16 protein-coding genes and 2 pseudogenes are annotated in these 18,389 nt (G+C 74.6%); 11 read left to right on the top strand and 7 right to left on the bottom strand.

The annotated features are described in order from the left end of the window. Nucleotides 1-603: 603 nt before the first annotated feature. A pseudogene (locus ACWEPX_RS25600) lies at nt 604-1,290 on the top strand (ABC transporter transmembrane domain-containing protein); the annotation flags it as partial. Nucleotides 1,291-1,360: 70 nt separating this feature from the next. Continuing rightward, a complete protein-coding gene (locus tag ACWEPX_RS25605) occupies nt 1,361-2,227 on the top strand; it encodes an ATP-binding cassette domain-containing protein (protein WP_451899784.1) in 867 nt (288 codons plus the stop codon). Here ACWEPX_RS25605 and ACWEPX_RS25610 read toward each other — a convergent pair whose 3' ends face one another. Together ACWEPX_RS25610 and ACWEPX_RS25615 are read right to left on the bottom strand one after the other, a co-directional pair. Then, on the bottom strand, nt 2,228-2,977 hold the full coding sequence (locus tag ACWEPX_RS25610; protein ID WP_451899785.1) for an SDR family NAD(P)-dependent oxidoreductase: 750 nt from the start codon (nt 2,975-2,977) through the stop codon (nt 2,228-2,230). Next, nucleotides 2,974-3,483, bottom strand: coding sequence for a cupin domain-containing protein (locus tag ACWEPX_RS25615; RefSeq protein WP_451899786.1), 510 nt, complete (start codon nt 3,481-3,483; stop codon nt 2,974-2,976). Before ACWEPX_RS25615 ends, ACWEPX_RS25610 begins: the two co-directional genes overlap by 4 nt. Before the next feature lie 58 nt (nt 3,484-3,541). On the opposite strand from ACWEPX_RS25615, the gene ACWEPX_RS25620 reads away from it, so the two are divergent. Continuing rightward, nucleotides 3,542-5,095 carry a putative PEP-binding protein gene (locus tag ACWEPX_RS25620; protein WP_451899787.1) on the top strand — a complete coding sequence of 518 codons (1,554 nt, stop codon included), beginning with the start codon at nt 3,542-3,544 and terminating at the stop codon, nt 5,093-5,095. Nucleotides 5,096-5,126: 31 nt separating this feature from the next. On the opposite strand, the gene ACWEPX_RS25625 is transcribed toward ACWEPX_RS25620, so the two are convergent. After that, the gene (locus tag ACWEPX_RS25625; RefSeq protein ID WP_451899788.1) at nt 5,127-5,678 is read right to left on the bottom strand and encodes a sigma-70 family RNA polymerase sigma factor; all 552 of its coding nucleotides are present in this window, start codon (nt 5,676-5,678) and stop codon (nt 5,127-5,129) included. A gap of 63 nt (nt 5,679-5,741) precedes the next feature. Here ACWEPX_RS25625 and ACWEPX_RS25630 point away from each other — a divergent pair, with 63 nt between their 5' ends. After that, nucleotides 5,742-6,431, top strand: coding sequence for a zf-HC2 domain-containing protein (locus tag ACWEPX_RS25630; protein ID WP_451899789.1), 690 nt, complete (start codon nt 5,742-5,744; stop codon nt 6,429-6,431). A gap of 12 nt (nt 6,432-6,443) precedes the next feature. On the opposite strand, the gene ACWEPX_RS25635 is transcribed toward ACWEPX_RS25630, so the two are convergent. Beyond that, the gene (locus ACWEPX_RS25635; protein ID WP_451899790.1) at nt 6,444-7,214 is read right to left on the bottom strand and encodes an SDR family oxidoreductase; all 771 of its coding nucleotides are present in this window, start codon (nt 7,212-7,214) and stop codon (nt 6,444-6,446) included. Nucleotides 7,215-7,392: 178 nt separating this feature from the next. On the opposite strand from ACWEPX_RS25635, the gene ACWEPX_RS25640 reads away from it, so the two are divergent. From ACWEPX_RS25640 to ACWEPX_RS25650, 3 genes are all read left to right on the top strand, one after another. Further along, entirely contained in the window at nt 7,393-9,021 is a 1,629-nt protein-coding gene (locus tag ACWEPX_RS25640) for an ABC-F family ATP-binding cassette domain-containing protein (RefSeq protein ID WP_451899791.1), read from the top strand. A gap of 187 nt (nt 9,022-9,208) precedes the next feature. Then, entirely contained in the window at nt 9,209-9,418 is a 210-nt protein-coding gene (locus ACWEPX_RS25645) for a helix-turn-helix domain-containing protein (RefSeq protein ID WP_189213154.1), read from the top strand. A gap of 223 nt (nt 9,419-9,641) precedes the next feature. Next, nucleotides 9,642-11,504 (top strand): ABC transporter ATP-binding protein, encoded by a 1,863-nt coding sequence (locus ACWEPX_RS25650; protein ID WP_451899792.1) that lies wholly within the window; start codon nt 9,642-9,644, stop codon nt 11,502-11,504. A 337-nt stretch (nt 11,505-11,841) separates the two neighbouring features. On the opposite strand, the gene ACWEPX_RS25655 is transcribed toward ACWEPX_RS25650, so the two are convergent. From ACWEPX_RS25655 to ACWEPX_RS25665, 3 genes and pseudogenes are all read right to left on the bottom strand, one after another. Further along, on the bottom strand, nt 11,842-12,555 hold the full coding sequence (locus ACWEPX_RS25655; RefSeq protein ID WP_451899800.1) for a sugar isomerase domain-containing protein: 714 nt from the start codon (nt 12,553-12,555) through the stop codon (nt 11,842-11,844). Between the two features lie 102 nt (nt 12,556-12,657). Further along, nucleotides 12,658-13,119 (bottom strand): annotated as a pseudogene (locus ACWEPX_RS25660) (nucleotidyltransferase family protein); the annotation flags it as partial. A 34-nt stretch (nt 13,120-13,153) separates the two neighbouring features. Then, a complete protein-coding gene (locus tag ACWEPX_RS25665; protein WP_451899793.1) occupies nt 13,154-13,978 on the bottom strand; it encodes an alpha/beta fold hydrolase in 825 nt (274 codons plus the stop codon). 71 nt (nt 13,979-14,049) lie between these two features. Between ACWEPX_RS25665 and ACWEPX_RS25670 the strand changes: the two genes are divergently transcribed. Genes ACWEPX_RS25670 through ACWEPX_RS25685 form a run of 4 tightly spaced genes read left to right on the top strand, consistent with a single transcriptional unit; the run spans nt 14,050 to nt 17,975 of the window. Then, entirely contained in the window at nt 14,050-14,718 is a 669-nt protein-coding gene (locus tag ACWEPX_RS25670) for an alpha/beta hydrolase (RefSeq protein WP_451899794.1), read from the top strand. A 43-nt stretch (nt 14,719-14,761) separates the two neighbouring features. Continuing rightward, nucleotides 14,762-16,042 (top strand): NAD(P)/FAD-dependent oxidoreductase, encoded by a 1,281-nt coding sequence (locus ACWEPX_RS25675; protein WP_451899795.1) that lies wholly within the window; start codon nt 14,762-14,764, stop codon nt 16,040-16,042. Next, a complete protein-coding gene (locus ACWEPX_RS25680; protein WP_451899796.1) occupies nt 16,039-16,746 on the top strand; it encodes a DUF1365 domain-containing protein in 708 nt (235 codons plus the stop codon). Before ACWEPX_RS25675 ends, ACWEPX_RS25680 begins: the two co-directional genes overlap by 4 nt. 5 nt (nt 16,747-16,751) lie before the next feature. After that, a complete protein-coding gene (locus tag ACWEPX_RS25685; RefSeq protein WP_451899801.1) occupies nt 16,752-17,975 on the top strand; it encodes a class I SAM-dependent methyltransferase in 1,224 nt (407 codons plus the stop codon). Nucleotides 17,976-18,389 lie beyond the last annotated feature (414 nt).

Consider the following 18,389-nt stretch of genomic DNA (forward strand, 5'->3'; position numbering starts at 1 on the left):
CGGCGGTGGCGGTGGCGGTGGCGGTGGCGGTGGCGGTGGCGGTGGCGGTGGCGGTGGCGGTGGCGGTGGCGGTGGCGGTGGCGGTGGCGGTGGCGGTGGCGGGGCTGGGTTTGGCTTTGGCTTTGGTGCGGCTGTGCTGGTCGGGTGGGATGCTCTGGTGATCGGCGGGTGAGCGGCGTGGGGTTGTTTCTCGTGCCGGGGGCGGGGCTTGGGTGCGGCTGTGCTGGTGGCGTGGGTGGATGGTCTGCGGTGAGTGGCGGGTGAGCATTGTGGGGTGGGCTCCTCACGCCGAGGGCTGGGTTTGGTGCGGCTGTGCTGATCGGGGGATGGTCTGTGTGAACGGGCGGGTGGGGGTGGTGGGGTTGGTTCCTCGCGCCGGGGGTTGGGTTTGGTGCGGCTGTGCTGATCGGGGGATGGTCTGTGTGAACGGGCGGGTGGGCGTGGTGGGGTTGGTTCCTCGTGCCGGGGGCGGGGCTTGGTGTGGTTGTGTTGGTTGGGTCGGTGGTTGCGGGTGGAGGGGGTGTTGTGACGGCGTTTCCGGTTGCGGATGAGCGGGGCAGTCGGCGGGCTTGGTGGGGGTTGGTTCGCGGGGAGCGGCGGGCGATGGCGGGGGTGTTGGGGTTGACCTTCGCTGCGGCGGCTGCGGGGCTGGCTGCGCCTGCGCTGCTCGGGCGGATCATCGACCTGGTTCAGCGCGGTGGGGCGGGGGTTGCGGCCATCGACGGGTTGGCCGCGGCGATCGTCGGGTTCGCGGTGGTGCAGCTCGTGTTGACGCGGATGGCGCGGTGGGCGGCGCATCGGATGGGGGAGCGGGCGACGGCGCGGTTGCGGGAGGGGTTCGTCGGGCGGGTGCTCGCGTTGCCGACCGGGGTGGTGGAGCGGGCTGGGACCGGGGATCTGGTCACCCGGTCCACCGCCGACGTCGGCGCGGTCGGGGGCACCCTGCGCGACGCCGCGCCGGAGCTGCTGCTGGCGCTCGTGCAGACATTGATGGTGCTCGGCGCGGTGTTCCTCGTGCACCCCCTGCTCGGCCTTGCCGCCCTCACCGGGCTCCCGATCGCGCTGGTGGGGGTGCGGTGGTACCGCCGTCGCGCGCGCCCGGCCTACCTCGAACACGGACAGACGACCTCGGCGGTGGCGGAGTCGATGACCGCGACCGCCGAGGGGGCGCGCACGGTCGAGGCGTACGGCCTGGCCGCCGAGCGCATCCGCGACTCCGACGCGGCCATCGACGCGGTGTACCGCACCCGGTACCGCACGCTCGCCCTGCGGCTGCGGGTGTTCCTCGCCATCAACCTCGCCCACGTCGTGCCGCAGGTGGTGATGCTGGTCGCCGGGGGTGCGGCGCACTTCTCCGGGGGTGGTCACCACGGGCGAGCTGACCGCGGCGGTCCTCTACGTCTGGCAGCTGGCCGATCCGCTCAGCAGGCTCGCGGTGTGGCTGGAGCAGCTCCAGGCGAGCAGCGCCGCCCTGGCCCGCATCGCGGGGGTCGACGCGCCCGCCGAGCAGGCCGCCGGCGCGACCCCGGCGGACGACCGCATCCAGCTGCGCGACGTGCGCTTCGCCTACGTGCCCGGGCGGGATGTGCTGCACGGCATCGATCTGGCCGTGCGGCCGGGGGAGCGGCTGGCGATCGTCGGGCCGTCCGGGGCCGGGAAGTCCACTGTGGGCAGGCTGATCGCGGGCATCGACCGGCCGCGCGCCGGGCAGGTGCTGCTCGGCGGGGTCCCGGTGGCCGACATCGATCCGGCCGAGCGCACCCGCCTGGTCGTGCTCGTCACCCAGGAGCACCACGTCTTCCTCGGCACCCTGCGGGACAACCTCGCCATCGCCGCCCCGGACGCCGACGACGCGGCCCTGCGCTGCGCCCTGGCCGCCGTCGGCTGGCCGGACGCGGACCTCTCCGCCGACCTGACCGGGCTGCCCCCCGACCGCGCCCAGCTCCTCGCCCTGGCCCGGGTCGTCCTGCGCGACCCGCACACGGTGATCCTGGACGAGGCGACCTCGGTGCTGGACCCCAGCTCCGCGCGGGCGACCGAGCGCGCCCTAGCCGCCGTCCTCAGTGGACGGACGGTCATCGCCATCGCCCACCGCCTGCACACCGCGCACGACGCCGACCGGGTGGCGGTCGTCGACCACGGCCGCATCACCGAGCTGGGCGCCCACGACGAGCTGCTGGCCGCCAACGGGCCCTACGCGAGCCTGTGGCGGTCCTGGCACGGGTGATCACCAGGGCGGGCGCGCGGTCATCCCGCCGTCGACCGGGAGGTCCTGGCCGGTGATGAACGCCGCCATCGGCGAGGCGAGGAAGACGCAGGCGTCGCCGACGTCGGCGGCGGTGCCGAGCCGCCCGAGCGGGACGGCCGCCTGCCAGCGCCGCACGCCCTCGGGCCACTCGGCGTCGAGCCCGGGGTGGTCGACCAGGCCGGGGGAGACGGTGTTGACGCGGATGCCCGCCCGCCCGTACTCCAGCGCTGCGGCGCGGGCGTGCATCACCAGGGCGGCCTTGGCGGCGCTGTAGTGGGCGTGCCCCTCGGCGGGGGCGTGGGCCTGGATCGAGGCGATGTGGGTGATCGCGCCGCCGCCGTCGCGGGCCATGAACCGGGCCGCGGCCTGGGTGCAGGCGAACGCGGAGGTGACGTTGGTGTCGACCACCTCGCGCCAGTCCGCCGCGGTCATCTCCGGCAGGGCGAGGTCCGGCTGGATGCCCGCGTTGTTGACCAGCGCGTCCAGCCGCCCGGCCCAGCCTGCGGCCTCCTCGACCAGCCGCGTGCACTCGGCCTCCACCGCGAGGTCGGCGCCGATGGCCACCGCGCGCACGGGCAGCTCGGCGGCCAGCCGCTCCGCGGCCTCGCGGTTGCGGTGGTAGTGGGCCACGACCGCAGCGCCCGCGGCGGCGAAGCGCCGGGCGATGCCCGCGCCGATGCCGCCGCTGGCCCCGGTCACCAGGACGGTGCTGCCCCGCAGGTCGATCACCCGTCCACCCCCGGCGGCATCGCGATCGGGGCGCCCGGGCGGGACAGGGCGCGGATCAGGTCGGCGTGCCCGGGGTAGGCCAGCGCCAGCACGTCGGGGTCGCCGCCGGTGTAGTCCGACGGCACGAAGCCGGGGGCCATCGTGGTGCCGCACAGCGCCCACGAGCCGCCGGGCCGCACGCGCGCGCCCATCCACGTGCCCGCGGGCACGGTGAGCTGCACGTGCTCGCCGCCGAGGATGTCCGGCCCCAGCACCTCGACCCGGCTGTCCGCGCCGAGCAGCAGCAGCTCGACGGGATCGCCGAGGTAGCGGTGCCAGACCTCGTCCACCGGCAGCCGGTGCATGGCCGAGAACCCGTCGCCCTCGGTCAGCAGCACCAGGATGGCCGACCCGGCCGGGCGGCCAGCGGAGACCGCGCCCGCCCACGTCCGCCGGTACCGCCCGCCCTCCGCGGGCAGCGGCACGAGCCCGAACCGGGCGGCGACCTCGTCGGCGGTGATCTCCATGGGGATCACAGTACGTGAGCGCCGCGGAGTACGTTCTGGTGCGGGGAGGAGGCGCCTGATGCTGACCGGCACGCCCGCCAGCCCGGGCCGCGCGATCGGCCCGCTGGTCCGGCTCGCCCCCGCGCCGCGGCTGCCCGCCGCCCGCCCGGCCCCCGGCCCGGACGAGGCCGCTGCCGCGACCGCCGCGCTCGCCGCCGTCGGGTCCGAGCTGGCCGACCGCGCCGCCGGCCTCACCGGGGAGCTGCGGGAGATCATGGACATCCAGGTGCTGATCGCCCGCGACCCGGTGCTGGCCGAGGGGATCAGGGCGGCCGTCGACCGCGGCCTGCCCGCCGCCTGGGCGGTGCAGGAGGCGTTCGCGGTGCACCTGGACGCCCTGGCGGCCGTGGGCGGCTACCTCGGCGAGCGGATCGGCGACCTGGTGGGCCTGCGCGACCGGGTGCTCGCCGTGCTGCTCGACGCCCCCCGCCCCGACCTGCCGACCACCGCGGCGCCCTGCGTGCTCACCGCCGTCGACCTCGCCCCCGCCGACACCGTGGCGCTGGACCCGGCGCGCGTGCTGGCCGTGGTCACCGAACGGGGTGGGCCGACCAGCCACACCGCGATCGCGGCCCGGGCCGCGGGGATCCCCGCGGTGGTCGCGTGCCCGGAGATCGCAGGCGTCGCCGAGGGGACGCGGGTGTTGGTGGACGGGTCGACGGGCGTCGTGGAGATCGACCCGCCCGACACAGTGGTGGCGCGGCCCGCCGAGGGCGAGCAGGTGAGCGGACCCGGGCGCACCGCCGACGGCCACCCGGTGGCGCTGCTGCTCAACATCGGCGGGGCCGTTCCGCAGGCCGATGCCGAAGGCGTGGGGCTGTTCCGCACGGAGTTCCTGTACCTCGACCGCAGGCGGGAGCCGTCGGTGGAGGAGCAGCGGCGGGCCTACGGGCGGGTCTTCGCGGCCTTCCCCGGTCGGCCGGTCGTCGTCCGCACGCTGGACGCGGGCGCGGACAAGCCGGTCCCGTTCGCCTCGACCTCCGGCGAGCCCAACCCCGCGCTGGGGGTGCGCGGCTACCGGCTCGCCCGCCGCAGGCCGGACGTGCTGCGCGCCCAGCTCGACGCGATCGCCGCCGCCGCGGCCGAGCACGCCGCCGACGTGCGGGTCATGGCCCCGATGGTCGCCACCCCCGCAGAGGCGGCCGCATTCGCCGCCGCGGCGCGGGCCGCGGGGCTGCGCTCGGTCGGGGTGATGGTCGAGGTCCCCGCCGCCGCCCTGCGCGCGGCCGACATCCTCGCGGAGGTGGACTTCGCCAGCGTCGGCACCAACGACCTGGCCCAGTACACCTTCGCCGCCGACCGCCAGCTCGGCGAGCTCGCCGACCTCCTCGACCCGCGCCAGCCCGCCCTGCTGGCCCTGGTCGCCGCCGTCGCCGCGGCGGGGGTCGCGGCGGGCAAGCCGGTGGGCGTCTGCGGGGAGGCCGCGGGCGAACCGGACCTCGCGCCGGTGTTCGCGGGCATGGGGGTGAGCAGCCTGTCGATGGCCGCCCCCCGGCTCCCCGCCGTCCGCGCCGCCCTGCGCGCCCGCACCCGCGCCGAGTGCGTAGAACTGGCCGAGCGGGCCTTGCGGTAGCTCAGCCGACGTCACATCAGCCGACGTCAGCTCAGCCGACGTCGCGGTGGCCGTGCTGGGCGATCAGGTCGGCCCGGGCCCGGGCGACCCGCGAGCGGATCGTGCCGGTGGGGCAGCCGCAGATCTCGGCGGCCTCGGCGTAGGACAGGCCGAGGACCTGGGTGAGCAGCAGGGCCTCCCGCCGGTCCTGGTCGAGGCCCGCCAGCAGCCTGCCCACCTCGACCACCTGCTCGAAGCCCGCCCGCTGCGCCGAGCGCGCGTCGGCGGCGGCCCGGTAGTCGACCGAGTGCGCGACCACCGGCCGGGCACCGCGGGCGCGGATGTGGTCGACCACGGTGCGCCGGGCGATGGACAGCAGCCAGGTGCGCGCCGACGAGCGACCGGCGAAGGCCGGGAGGCTGCGCAGGGCGCGCAGGTAGACGTCCTGGGTCAGGTCGTCGGCCACGCGCGGGTCGGCCAGCTGGGACACCAGCCGCCACACGTCGCGCTGGGTGGCCCGGATGAAGCGCTCCAGCGCGGCCTGGTCGCCGGTGCCCGCGGCCAGGGCCCACGCGGTCACCTCGTCACGTTCCGGGGTCGGCACGGGCCCGAGGGTAGCGGGGCAACCCAAGGGAACTCTGAGAGTCCGGCGGCCGACCAACAGGTCGTGGACTGTGGAACCTGCCGGGAAGCGGTGTCGGCGCGGCTGGACGGCGAGGCCGGGCCGCCCGGGGCCGACGCCCACCTCGCCGCCTGCGCCGCCTGCCGCGACTGGGCCGCCGCGGCCGCGCGCCTCACCCGCGAGCTGCGGGTCCGGGAGGTGCGGCCGACCCCGGACCTCACCGCCGCGATCATGGCCGCGCACGCGGGCGCCACCCGCGAGCCCGCGGGCAGGCGCAGGCTGGCCCTGGGCATGGTCGCCGTCGCCCAGCTCACCCTCGGGCTGGCCCAGCTCCTCGGCGTCGCCGACCCGCACGCGGGCCCGGTCGACCCGCACGCGACCGCCCACCTGCTCAACGAGTCGTCGGCGTGGACGATCGCCATCGGCGTCGCGCTGGCGTGGGCGGCCTTCCGCCCGGCCGTGGCCACCGGCGTGCTGATCACCGCAGGGGCCTTCCTCGCCGTGCTGACCCCGCTGGCCGCCGTCGACCTGGCCACCGGCGCGACGACCGCGGGCCGCATCGCAGGCCACGTGATCCTGCTGCTCGCCGTCGGCCTGCTGGTCTCCCTCCGCAAGGGCCCGCACCGAGCCGGGCGCGACCGGCCCGCCGAGGTCACCGCCCCGGGCTGGGACGAACCCCAGCAGGCGGCCGATGACCAGCCGACCCGCCTGCGCCCGGTGAGCCGGGCGGCCTGACCGGGAGCGCGCCTAGCCCAGGGTGCCGGTGGCCAGCAGGCCGCCGTCGACGCGGATGGTCTCGCCGGTGATCCAGGCCGCCCGGTCGGAGGCCAGGAACGCGATCAGGGCGGCCACGTCCTCCGGGTCGCCGAGGCGCTTCATCGGGTAGGCGGCTGCGGCGGTGTCCTCCCCGTGGGCGTACAGGGCCTCGGCGAAGCGGGTCTTGACCACGCCCGGGGCCACGGCGTTCACCCGGACCTTCGGGCCGAGCTGCCAGGCCAGTTCCTCGGTCAGCCGGATCAGCGCCGCCTTGGACGCGCCGTAGGCCGCGATGACCCCGGTGGAGCGCAGCCCGGCCACCGAGGCGACGTTGACGATCGAGCCGCCGTGCTCGCCCATCCACGCCTTCACCGCCAGCTGGACGTAGCCGAGCGCGGCCACCACGTTGGTGTCGAAGATCTTGCGCACGCCGTCGAGGTCGACGTCGACCAGCGGGCCGTAGACCGGGTTGATGCCGGTGTTGTTGACCAGCACGTCCAGCCTGCCGAACTCGGCCATCACCTGGCGCACGACCTCGGCGCGGTCCTCGTCGCGGCCGGTGTTGGCCGCGACGGTCAGCACCCGCGCGGCGGGCACGGCCGAGCGGATCTGGGCGGCGGCGGAGTCCAGGGCGTCGGCCTTGCGGGCGGTCAGCGCGACGGCGGCCCCGCCGCGGGCCAGCTCGGTGGCCACGGCTAGGCCGATGCCCCTGCTCGCCCCGGTGACCAGCGCGGCCTTCCCGGTGTACTCGGCAGTAGTCATGGCGCGCACGGTACCTAAGCGGGCGCTTAGCCGCGAGGGCCCGCAATCCGGTGGCGCGCCGGGGCTACACTCGAACCGTGGTCACCACCGATTGACTGGCGGGTCCGCCCCCGAGCGCCCGGCTCGTGGGCCGCTGACCCCTGCCCGGATCGACCACCCAATCTCGGAGAGAATCCACGTGATCACCGCCACTGACCTGGAACTGCGCGCGGGCTCGCGCATCCTGCTCGCCGACGCCGCGCTGCGCGTCCAGCCGGGCGACCGCATCGGCCTCGTCGGCCGCAACGGCGCGGGCAAGACCACCACGCTGCGCGTGCTCGCGGGCGAGGGCGAGCCCTACGCGGGCGCGGTCCGCCGCACCGGCGAGCTGGGCTACCTGCCGCAGGACCCGCGCGAGGGCGACCTGTCCGTCACCGCCAAGGACCGCGTGCTCTCCGCGCGCGGCCTCGACGAGCTGGCCAGGGAGATGGAGAAGGCCCAGTCGGCGATGGCCGAGCTGGCCGACGAGGCCGAGCGCGAGCGCGCCGTGCGCAAGTACGGGCGCATGGAGGAGCGCTTCGCCGCCCTCGGCGGGTACGCCGCGGAGAGCGAGGCGGCCCGCATCTGCGCCAACCTCGGCCTGGCCGACCGCGTCCTGGCCCAGCCGCTGCGCACCCTCTCCGGCGGCCAGCGCCGCCGGGTCGAGCTGGCCCGCATCCTCTTCGCCGCCTCCGAGGCGGGCGCTGGCGGGCGCTCGGGGACGATCCTGCTGCTCGACGAGCCCACCAACCACCTCGACGCCGACTCCATCGGCTGGCTGCGCGGGTTCCTCAAGCAGCACAACGGCGGCCTGGTCGTGATCAGCCACGACGTCGAGCTGCTCGGCGACGTGGTCAACAAGGTGTGGTTCCTCGACGCCACCCGCGGCGAGGTCGACCTCTACAACATGGGCTGGCAGCGCTACCTCGACGCCCGCGCCGCCGACGAGAAGCGCCGCCGCCGGGAGCGGGCCAACGCCGAGAAGAAGGCCGGGGCGCTGCTGGCCCAGGCCGACAAGATGCGCGCCAAGGCCACCAAGGCCGTCGCCGCCCAGAACATGATCAAGCGGGCCGAGAAGCTGGTGGCGGGCCTGGACGAGGTCCGCCAGGCCGACAAGGTCGCCAAGATCCGCTTCCCGGACCCGGCGCCCTGCGGCAAGACCCCGCTGACCGCGGAGGGCCTGAGCAAGTCCTACGGCTCGCTGGAGGTCTTCACCGGCGTCGACCTGGCGATCGACCGCGGCTCGCGGGTGGTCATCCTCGGCCTCAACGGCGCGGGCAAGACCACCCTGCTGCGGCTGCTGGGCGGCATGGAGAAGCCCGACTCCGGCTCCGTCGTGCCCGGCCACGGCCTGCGCATCGGCTACTACGCCCAGGAGCACGAGACGCTCGACCACGCCGCCAGCGTGTGGGAGAACGTCCGCCACGCCGCCCCGGACGCCCCCGAGCAGCAGCTGCGCTCGCTGCTGGGCACCTTCCTGTTCCAGGGCGAGCAGCTCGACCAGCCCGCCGGGACGCTCTCCGGCGGCGAGAAGACCCGGCTGGCGCTGGCCGGGCTGGTCTCCAGCGCGGCCAACGTGCTGCTGCTCGACGAGCCGACCAACAACCTCGACCCCGCCAGCCGCGAGCAGGTGCTCGACGCGCTGCGCCGGTTCACCGGGGCCGTGGTGCTGGTCACCCACGACCCCGGCGCGGTCGAGGCGCTCCAACCCGAGCGGGTGATCCTGCTCCCGGACGGGACCGAGGATCACTGGTCCCCGGAGTACCTCGAACTCGTGCAACTTGCGTAGAAATCGCCGTTTTCCTGGGCGGGTGTAAAAGTCGGATCACGCACCGTCCCCACTTCGGTATCCGGCGTGATCGCCAAGTTAGACACGTTTTCGCCATCTCGTCTGGCATTCCGCGCCACCGTGTTCGATCATTGCGGCGGAGGGGGCCATCCGTGGCCCCCACCACTCGCGACGGAAGGCGGACAACGTGGCTGACCTCAAGAAAGGCGCGCGGATCACCGGCGCCATGCGCGACAAGCTGGCCACCGACTTGAAGAAGAAGTACGAGAAGGGCGCCAGCATCCGCGCCCTCGCGGAAAGCACGGGCCGGTCCTATGGATTCGTGCACCGGGTGCTCTCCGAGTCGGGTGTGACCCTCCGGGGCAGGGGCGGGGCCACGCGGACGAAGAAGAAGTAGGGGGATCGACCGGCGCGGCGGTTCCGATGGGGTGCCGACATCGGAATCCGCTGCGGAAACCGGTTCGATCGGTCGAATCCACAACGGAATCCACGAGCCGAAACCGCATGATCGTTTGCCGGTCCCCACCGGACGCGGTGCGGCGGTCCCCGGGCCTCTCGGGATGATGGCGGGCGCCTCCGGCGTTGTAGCCGAGTCGGGGGGCGAGGGGAGTTCGGCTGGGATGGACAACGCGCGCAGTTTCCTGCGCGGCTCGATGCGGGCCGCGGACACGCCCAAGGCGCTGCGCCGGGGCACGCTGCGCCGGGTGCTGGAGATCAGCAGGCGGCACCGGACGCGGCTGGTGTGGTTCCTGGCGCTGACCGTGCTGTCGGCGGTGCTCACGGTGAGCACGCCGCTGCTGGCGGGCCGGGTGGTCGACGAGATCGTGGCGGGCTCGTCGGTGTCCTCGGTGGTCTGGCTGGCGGTCGTGATCGCCGGGCTCGCCGTGCTGGCCGCGGCGCTCGGCGTGGCCGAGCGCTGGCAGTCCGCGCGCATCGGCGAGGGGTTGATCTTCGACCTGCGCCGGGCGGTGTACGAGCACGTCCAGCGGATGCCGGTGGCCTTCTTCACCAGGACCCGGACCGGGGCGCTGGTCAGCAGGCTCAACAACGACGTGCTCGGGGCCCAGCGCGCCTTCACCTCGACGCTGGCCGGGCTGGTCACCAACGTGATCCAGCTGGTGCTCTCGCTCGGCGTGATGATGACGCTGTCCTGGCAGGTCACGGCCCTGGCGCTGGTGCTGCTGCCGGTGTTCGTGCTGCCCGCGCGGCGCATGGGCAGGCGGATGGCGGCGCTGCAGCGCGAGGCGGCCGGGCTCACCGCGTCGATGCAGACGCAGATGACCGAGCGCTTCTCCGCGCCGGGCGCGACCCTGGTCAAGCTGTTCGGCAGGCCCGACGACGAGTCGGCGGAGTTCGCGGCGCGGGCGGGCCGCGTCCGCGACATCGGCGTGCGCACCGCGATGGCCACCCGGTGGTTCATGACCGGGTTGCAGCTGGTGTCGGCGCTGGCCCAAGCGCTGGTGTACGGCCTGGGCGGCTACCTGGCGCTGACCGGCCAGCTCGCCCCGGGCACGGTCGTGGCGCTGGCGCTGCTGCTCACCCGGCTCTACACGCCGCTGACCGCGCTGGCCAACGCCCGGGTGGACATGATGACGGCGCTGGTGTCCTTCGAGCGGGTGTTCGAGGTGCTGGACCTGCCGCCGATGATCGAGGAGCGCCCCGGCGCCCGGGCGGTCCCGGACGGACCGGTCTCGGTGGAGTTCGCCGACGTCCGGTTCGGCTACCCGCCCGCGGAGAAGGTGTCGCTGGCCTCGCTGGAGGAGGTCGCCGTGCTCGACCGGCGCGGCGGCGTCGAGGTCCTGCACGGGGTGTCGTTCGAGGCCCGGCCCGGCGAGGTGGTGGCGCTGGTGGGGTCCTCGGGCGCGGGCAAGTCCACGATCGCCTCCCTGGTGCCCCGGCTGTACGACGTGGACGCAGGCTCGGTGCGGCTGTCGGGTGTGGACGTCCGCGACCTGGCGTTCCAGTCGCTGCGGGAGGCCGTCGGCGTGGTGACCCAGGACGGCCACCTGTTCCACGACACGATCCGGGCGAACCTGGCGTACGCGCGGCCGTCGGCCGCGGAGGACGAGCTGTGGTCGGCGCTGCGCGGGGCGCGGCTGGACGGCCTCATCGCGTCCCTGCCGGACGGCCTGGACACCGTCGTCGGCGAGCGCGGCTACCGGCTCTCCGGCGGCGAGCGCCAGCGCCTGACCATCGCCCGCCTCCTGCTCGCCCAGCCCCGCGTGGTGATCCTGGACGAGGCGACGGCGCACCTGGACTCCTCATCGGAGGCCGCCGTCCAAGCGGCCCTCGCCGACGCCCTGCGCGGACGCACCGCCCTGGTCATCGCCCATCGCCTGTCCACCATCCGCGCCGCCGACAAGATCCTGGTGATCGAGGACGGCCGGGTCGTCGAGCAGGGCGACCACGACACCCTCCTGGCCGCGGGCGGCCGCTACAGCGAGCTGTACCGCACCCAGTTCGCCGAGGACGCCGCCGCCTGAGGGGCCGCGCTCACCCGGCGAGGCGGTGGATGACGACGGCACCGCCGTGGGCGGGCTGGTCGCGGCGGTGCTGATGCCGGCCGCCAACCTCGTCCGCGCGGTGCTGGTGGCAGCCCCATCTGACCGGTCGCGTAGGGCGCGAGGACGGCGTACGACCGCACCCTCATCGGCTGCCTCGCCGTCGGCGCGGCGCTGATCCCCTGCCCGCGCTCACCCCGAACCCGGTCGTGGTGGGCGCGGGCTTCCTCGTCGGCGGCGCCGTCGCCGAGCTGCTCGGCCTCCCCGCGGTCTTCGCGGTGATGGGCGCCGTGGCGCTGGTCGGCGTGCCCGCGCTGGGCTAGCCCAGGTGCGGCACGCGCTCGCCGTAGGTGTCCAGGAGGGCGGCGTTGGCCGTGTCGCCGCCTTCGACGTTGGAGCTGCGCCAGCGGGGCAGGGTGACGTCCTCGGCGGCGGCGCGGTCGTGCAGGCGGGCGAGCACCAGGTTCCACAGGAAGGCGTTGCACAGCGTCGACAGCGACGCGGTGACCGGGGAGTCCGGGGGGTAGGCGACGTCGCCGGGGCCGGTGAGGGTGTCGAGCACGATCGTGGCGTGGTCGGCCAGCAGGGTGCCCGCGCGGCGGGTCGCGCCCGCCGAGGAGTTCGGGGAGGTGACGGCCACGACCGGGCAGCCGGCGGCCTGCGCGGCCTGGGCCAGCTCGACCGGGAACGGGTTGACCCCGGAGTTGGAGAAGATGAACAGCACCTCGTGGCCCGTGCGCGGCACCTCGGCGAACACCGACGCGGCCAGGCCGCTGCGCCGCTCGGCGGCCGTCGCCTTGCGCGCCCCGCCGAAGACCTGGAGGTCGTCGTGCACCAGGGGGCGCACGCAGGCCAGGCCGCCCGCGCGGAAGAACGTCTCGGCGACCGCGGCCAGCGAGTGGCCTGCGCCGGAGGTCAGCACCAGGCCGTCGGCGCGGATGGCGCCCAGCACCAGCTCGGCGGCGTCGTCCAGCGCCTTCGCGTTGTGCTCGGCGACTTTCGCCAGGTGGGTCAGGGCCAGCTCGCCGTACACGGCGCCTCCAAAGCGGGTCAGGTCGGTGGGGTGGTCGGCGTCGGCGCCGTCGGCGACGTCCCCGCACGGGACCTCGACGACCGCGCGGCCGCGCAGGTAGGGGCGGGCCCCGGTGTCGCCGACCGCGAGCGCGGCGACGCCCGCCCAGTGCTCGCGGCCGATGAGCACCGGGTGGCCGGGCGCGCCGCCGTAGGTCGCCCTGGCCAGGGCGTCCGGGGCGGCCAGCGCGACCAGCCGGGACACCGCCGCCGCCGTGACGCCGGGAGTGTCCACTGTGAGCACTACGGCGGCGTCCACATCGGCCAGCGCGGCGAGCCCGGCGCGCAGCGACGAGCCCATGCCCGAGGCCCAGTCCGGGTTCACCACGGTCACCGCGCGCCCGCCGAGGTGGGCGGCGACCGCGGCCGATTCCGCCCCCGCCACCACGACGACCGGCGAGCAGCCGCCGTCGACGAGCGCGCGGACGGCGTGGTCGACCAGCAGCTCGCCGCGGAACGGGGCCAGCGCCTTGGGCATGCCGAAGCGCCTGCCCGCACCCGCGGCGAGAAGCAGACCGGCCGTCATGGCTGGCAGCCTAGCCGCGTCCGCGCGTGGCGATCTAGGTCAAATGGGCGATGAGCAGGGAACTCACCGCTTCCGGAGCATCCCAGACCAACCAGTGGGACAGCTCGTCGAACATCTCGAAATGGTATGGACCATCCACCCATGCGCCGCAGCTCAGGGCCGCGGTCGAGCCGACGGCGACGTCCTCGGTGCCCCAGAGGTACAGCACGGGGACGGCCACCCGGTCCGGCAGCACGGGCCTGCGCGCCGCGCGGAACCAGTTGAGCGCGGCGGTGAGCGCGTCGGGCTCGGACAGCCGGGCGACGTAGTCGGCGACCGCCGAGCGGGGCACGCGGTGCTCGAAGATCGCGCGCAGGGCGGCGGCGTCGTCGGCGAGCAGGCGGCGCTCGGCCGAGCGCTCCTTGAACAGCGCCAGGTGCTGGGAGCGCAGGGCCTGGTCCTCGTCGGTGCGGGCGGCCTCGGCCAGCGCGCACGGGTGCGGGGCGGACAGCGCGGCGAGCGTGCGCACGCGGTCGGGGTGGGCCGCCGCGGCGTGCCAGCCGACGACCGCGCCCACGTCGTGGCCCACCAGGTCGAACCGCGACCAGCCGCAGGCGTCGGCGATGGCCAGCACGTCGCCGACCAGGTCGTCGACGTGGTAGTCGGCCGCCGCGTCCGGGCGCACGCCGGGGGAGTAGCCGCGCTGGTCGACCGCCAGCGCCCGGAACCCGGCCCGGCCCAGCGCCGCGAGCTGGTGCTCCCAGGCGGAGGCGGCCTCGGGGAAGCCGTGCAGCAGCAGGACCGGCCGGTCGCCGGGCGCGCCTGCGGCCAGCCCGTCGAACGCCCCGGCCGGGGTCTCGACGCGCACGTGTTCGATCACGCGCAGCAGCGTAGCCGTGGGGCCCGACACAAGCGCCCATCCACCCGCGCCGCGGTTGCGAAGATGGTCTCGTGGACGATCACACCCCCCGCCTGCGCCGCCTGTCGCGCGGGCGCGCAGGCGCTGTCCTGGTGCTGCACGGCGGTCGGGAGTGGAGCACCGCCCGCGTCGCCGCCCACCAGCTCGCCTACCTGCGGATGGTGCCCTTCGCGTGGGACATCGCGCGCAAGGGCGACGACGTGGCCGTCTACCTGCTGCGCAACCGCTACCGGGGGTGGAACGCCCCCGATGTCCACCCGGTGCAGGACGCGCACTGGGCGCTCGACCAGCTCGGTGACGTCCCGGTCGTGCTGGTGGGCCACTCGATGGGCGGTCGGGTGGCGCTGCGGGTGGCGGGCCGCCCCACCGTGGTCGGCGTCTGCGCGCTCGCGCCGTGGATCGTCGACGAGCCGGTCGAACCGCTCACCGGGCGCGCGCTGCTGATCGCCCACGGTGATCGGGACCGCACGACCGAGCCCGGCGCGTCCTACCGCTTCGCCGAGCGCGCGCGGGGCGTCACCGACCGGGTGGCGCGCTTCGAGTCGCGCGGCGAGGGGCACGCCCTGCTGCGCAACGCCCGCGCTTGGACCCGCCTGACCACGGCGTTCGCCCTCGGCGCCCTCGGCACCCAACCGGAAGATCCGGTGCTTACGAATGCCTGGCGCCAGCCCGCGCCGGACGGCTTGCGGGTGCCCATGTGACAGGGAGGACGCCTTGCGGAAGGACGCCTTGCGGGGAGCTGCGGTGCGGGAGGACGCCGGGACGGGGGACCGGGTCGCCGTGGTCGGGAGCGGGGTGTCCGGCCTGACGGCCGCCTACCTGCTCCAGCGCCGCAGCGCCGTGACCCTGTTCGAGGCAGACGACCGGCTGGGCGGCCACGCCCACACCCACGACCTGCCCACCGGCGACGGGCGGGTCACCGCCGTCGACAGCGGGTTCATCGTCCACAACGAGCGGACCTACCCGAACCTGATGCGGCTGTTCGCCGAACTCGGCGTGGCCACCCGCGATTCGGAGATGTCGATGAGCGTGCGCTGCGACGGCTGCGGCCTGGAGTACGCGGGGGCACGCGGGCTGCGGGGCGTGTTCGCCCAGACCACCAGCCTGGCCCGGCCGCGGTTCCTGCGGCTGCTGGCCGAGGTCAAGCGGTTCCACCGGCACGCGCGGCGCGTCCTGCGCGAGGACACCGGCGAGCTGACGCTGCGCGCGTTCGTCGGGGTGGGGCGGTATTCGCGGTACTTCGTCGACCACTTCCTGGTCCCGTTCGTCTCCGCGGTGTGGTCGGCAGGCCCGGAACCCGCGCTGCGCTACCCGGCGCGCTACCTCTTCGAGTTCCTGCAGCACCACGGCATGCTGGCCGTGACCGGCTCGCCGCAGTGGAAGACCGTCGTCGGCGGCTCCCGCGAGTACGTCGAGCGCGCGGCCAAGGGGCTCTCCGCGGTCGCGGTGTCCACCCCGATCCGCGCGCTCATCCGCCGCGCCGACCACATCGAACTGCGCGATGACGCCGACGAGGCCCACCGCTTCGACCGGGTCGTCGTGGCCACCCACCCGGACCAGGCGCTGCGCCTGCTGGCCCAGCCGACACCCGCCGAGCGGACGACGCTGGGGGCCTTCGAGTACTCGGTCAACGAGGCGCTGCTGCACACCGACACCTCGGTGCTGCCCCGCTCCCGCGGCGCCGCGGCCTCCTGGAACTACCTCAAGCCCGCCTGCGCGGCCACCGACGGCCCGGTGCGGGTCAGCTACCACATGAACCGGCTGATGCGCCTGGCCGGGCCGGAGGACTACGTCGTCACCCTCAACGGGGCCGACCGCGTGGCCGGGTCGGCGGTGCTGCGCCGGATGGTCTACGAGCACCCCATCTACACGCGCGCATCGCTGGCCGCCCAGCGCGACCTGCCCCGGCTCAACGACGACCGCGTGGCGTACGCGGGGGCCTACCACGGCTGGGGGTTCCACGAGGACGGTTGCGCCTCCGGGGTGCGGGCGGCCGAGCACTTCGGAGCGGGGTGGGGCGCGTGACCGCCCTCTACGACGCCGTGGTGACCCACGCCCGGCGGGAACGGATGGACCGGACATTCCGCCACCGCGTCCACTGCTGGCTGGTCGACCTCGACGCCCTGCCCCGCTACGGCCCGCTGGCCCGCTTCCGCGCCGCCGACCACCTCGGCGACCCCCGCCGCACCATCAAGGAGAACCTGGCGGCGTGGCTGGCCGGGCAGGGCGTCGAGGTGCGCGGACGGGTGCTGATGCTGGCCAACGCGCGGGTGTTCGGCTACGTCTTCAACCCGCTGACGGTGTACTGGGTGCACGATGAGCGGGGGGAGGTGGAGTGCGTGGTCGCCGAGGTGCACAACACCTACGGCGAACGCCACTGCTACCTGCTCCGCCCTGATCGTGCGGGTCGGGCATGCGTCGGTAAGGACTTCTACGTGTCGCCGTTCCTGGCGATGGGTGGGGAATACCTGATGCGCGTTCCGCTCCCAGGTGAAAGGCTTTCGGTGGCGGTTACCCTTCGGCAGAACGGGAAGACCCCGTTCACCGCGACACTGACCGGCGTGCGGACGGCGCCGAGCCTCGGGGAGGTGGTCCGGATGGTGCTGCGCGGACGGCTGCTGCCCCACCGGGTCAGCGCCCTCATCCGCAGGCACGGCATCGCGCTCTGGTTGCGCCGGGTACCCGTCGTCCCCCGGCAGAAGCACGTGCCCCAGGAGGGTGTCCAGTGACCGAGATGCCTACCCGCGCGCCTGCGGACCGTCCTGAGTGGGGGGCGCTGTTCACCCCACCCCGCAACGCCTTCCGCGCCGGTGTCGCCCGCGCGGTGTTCGCCAACGCCGTCCGCAGGCTGCCCATCCGCGTGGTGTACGCCGACGGCCGCCGCGCGGGCGCAGGCGGACCGGGGTCCCCCCTGATGCGCATCGAGCGCCCCTCGGCCTTCTTCCACCGCCTGGGCGTTGACGCCAAGGTGGGCTTCGGCGAGAGCTACATGGCAGGCGACTGGACCAGCCCGGCGCTGGTGGAGCTGCTGACCGAGTTCGCCGCCCGGCTGAGCACCCTCATCCCGCCCCGCCTCCAGTCGTTCCGCCGCTGGGTCGACCGCAGGCAGCCCGCGGCCGAGGAGAACACGGTCGAGAACTCCCGCAGCAACATCCACCGCCACTACGACCTGTCCAACGACCTGTTCGCCACGTTCCTCGACGAGACGATGACCTACTCGTCGGCGTGGTTCCCCCCGGACACCACCGACCTGCGCACCGCCCAGCTCCACAAGATCGACGGCATCCTCGACTACGCCCGGGTCGGCCCGGACACGACGGTCCTGGAGATCGGCACCGGCTGGGGCGCCCTGGCCATCCGCGCCGCCCAACGCGGCGCGCGGGTCACGACCCTCACCCTGTCGACGGAGCAGAAGGCCCTCGCCGAGAAGCGCATCGCCGACGCAGGCGTGGCCGACCGCGTGGAGGTGGTCCTGCGCGACTACCGGGAAGCCCAGGGCACCTACGACGCCGTCGTCAGCGTGGAGATGATCGAAGCGGTCGGCGAGAAGTACTGGCCCACCTACTTCGCCACCGTGGACCGCCTCCTGACCCCCGGCGGCCGCTTCGGCCTCCAAGCCATCACCATGCCCCACGACCGCATGCTGGCGACCCGCACGTCGTACACGTGGATCCACAAGTACATCTTCCCGGGCGGCATCATCCCCTCCACCGAGGCGATCACCCAAACCCTGGCCCGCCACACGAAGATGAAGGTTCACGCCTTCCGCGACTTCGGCCAGGACTACGCCAAAACCCTCAACCACTGGCGAACCCGCTTCCTGGACAACTGGCCCACCGTCACCCAACTCGGCTTCGACGACACCTTCCGCCGCATGTGGGAGTTCTACCTGGCCTACTCAGAAGCCGGCTTCCGCGCCGGCTACTTGAACGTCCGCCAACTCTCCATCGGCCGCTAGCCGGAGCAGGCACGGAAAGCAGGAAGAGCCGCAGAGGCACGCAGGCAGAGGCGCGCAGAGGTAGGGGGAGGCGCAGAGGCAGGGAGAAGCGCAGGGGCAGGGGGAGATGCAGGGGCTGGGGGAGACGGAGGGGCAGGGGAGACGGAGGGGGAGAGACTCGGAGCTGCAGAGCCGGAGGCGCAGACGCGGAGCCGGAGGCGCAGACGCAGAAGCGGAGACGGAGACGCGCGGACGCAGACCCGGAGCCGGAGAGCCGGAACCGGCGACCGGTAGAAGCAGCGCCACCCCCCCACCCCACCGGAACGCGCCCCCGCCCAAGTGTCCGATGGGGTGGACTCGCATTCGCGGGGAGCGAAACGCCGCTAAACTGGCCAGGGCGTGAACGGGCTTCGCCCGCATCGCCGCTCTTCACGC

Source organism: Actinokineospora sp. NPDC004072 (assembly GCF_053604195.1).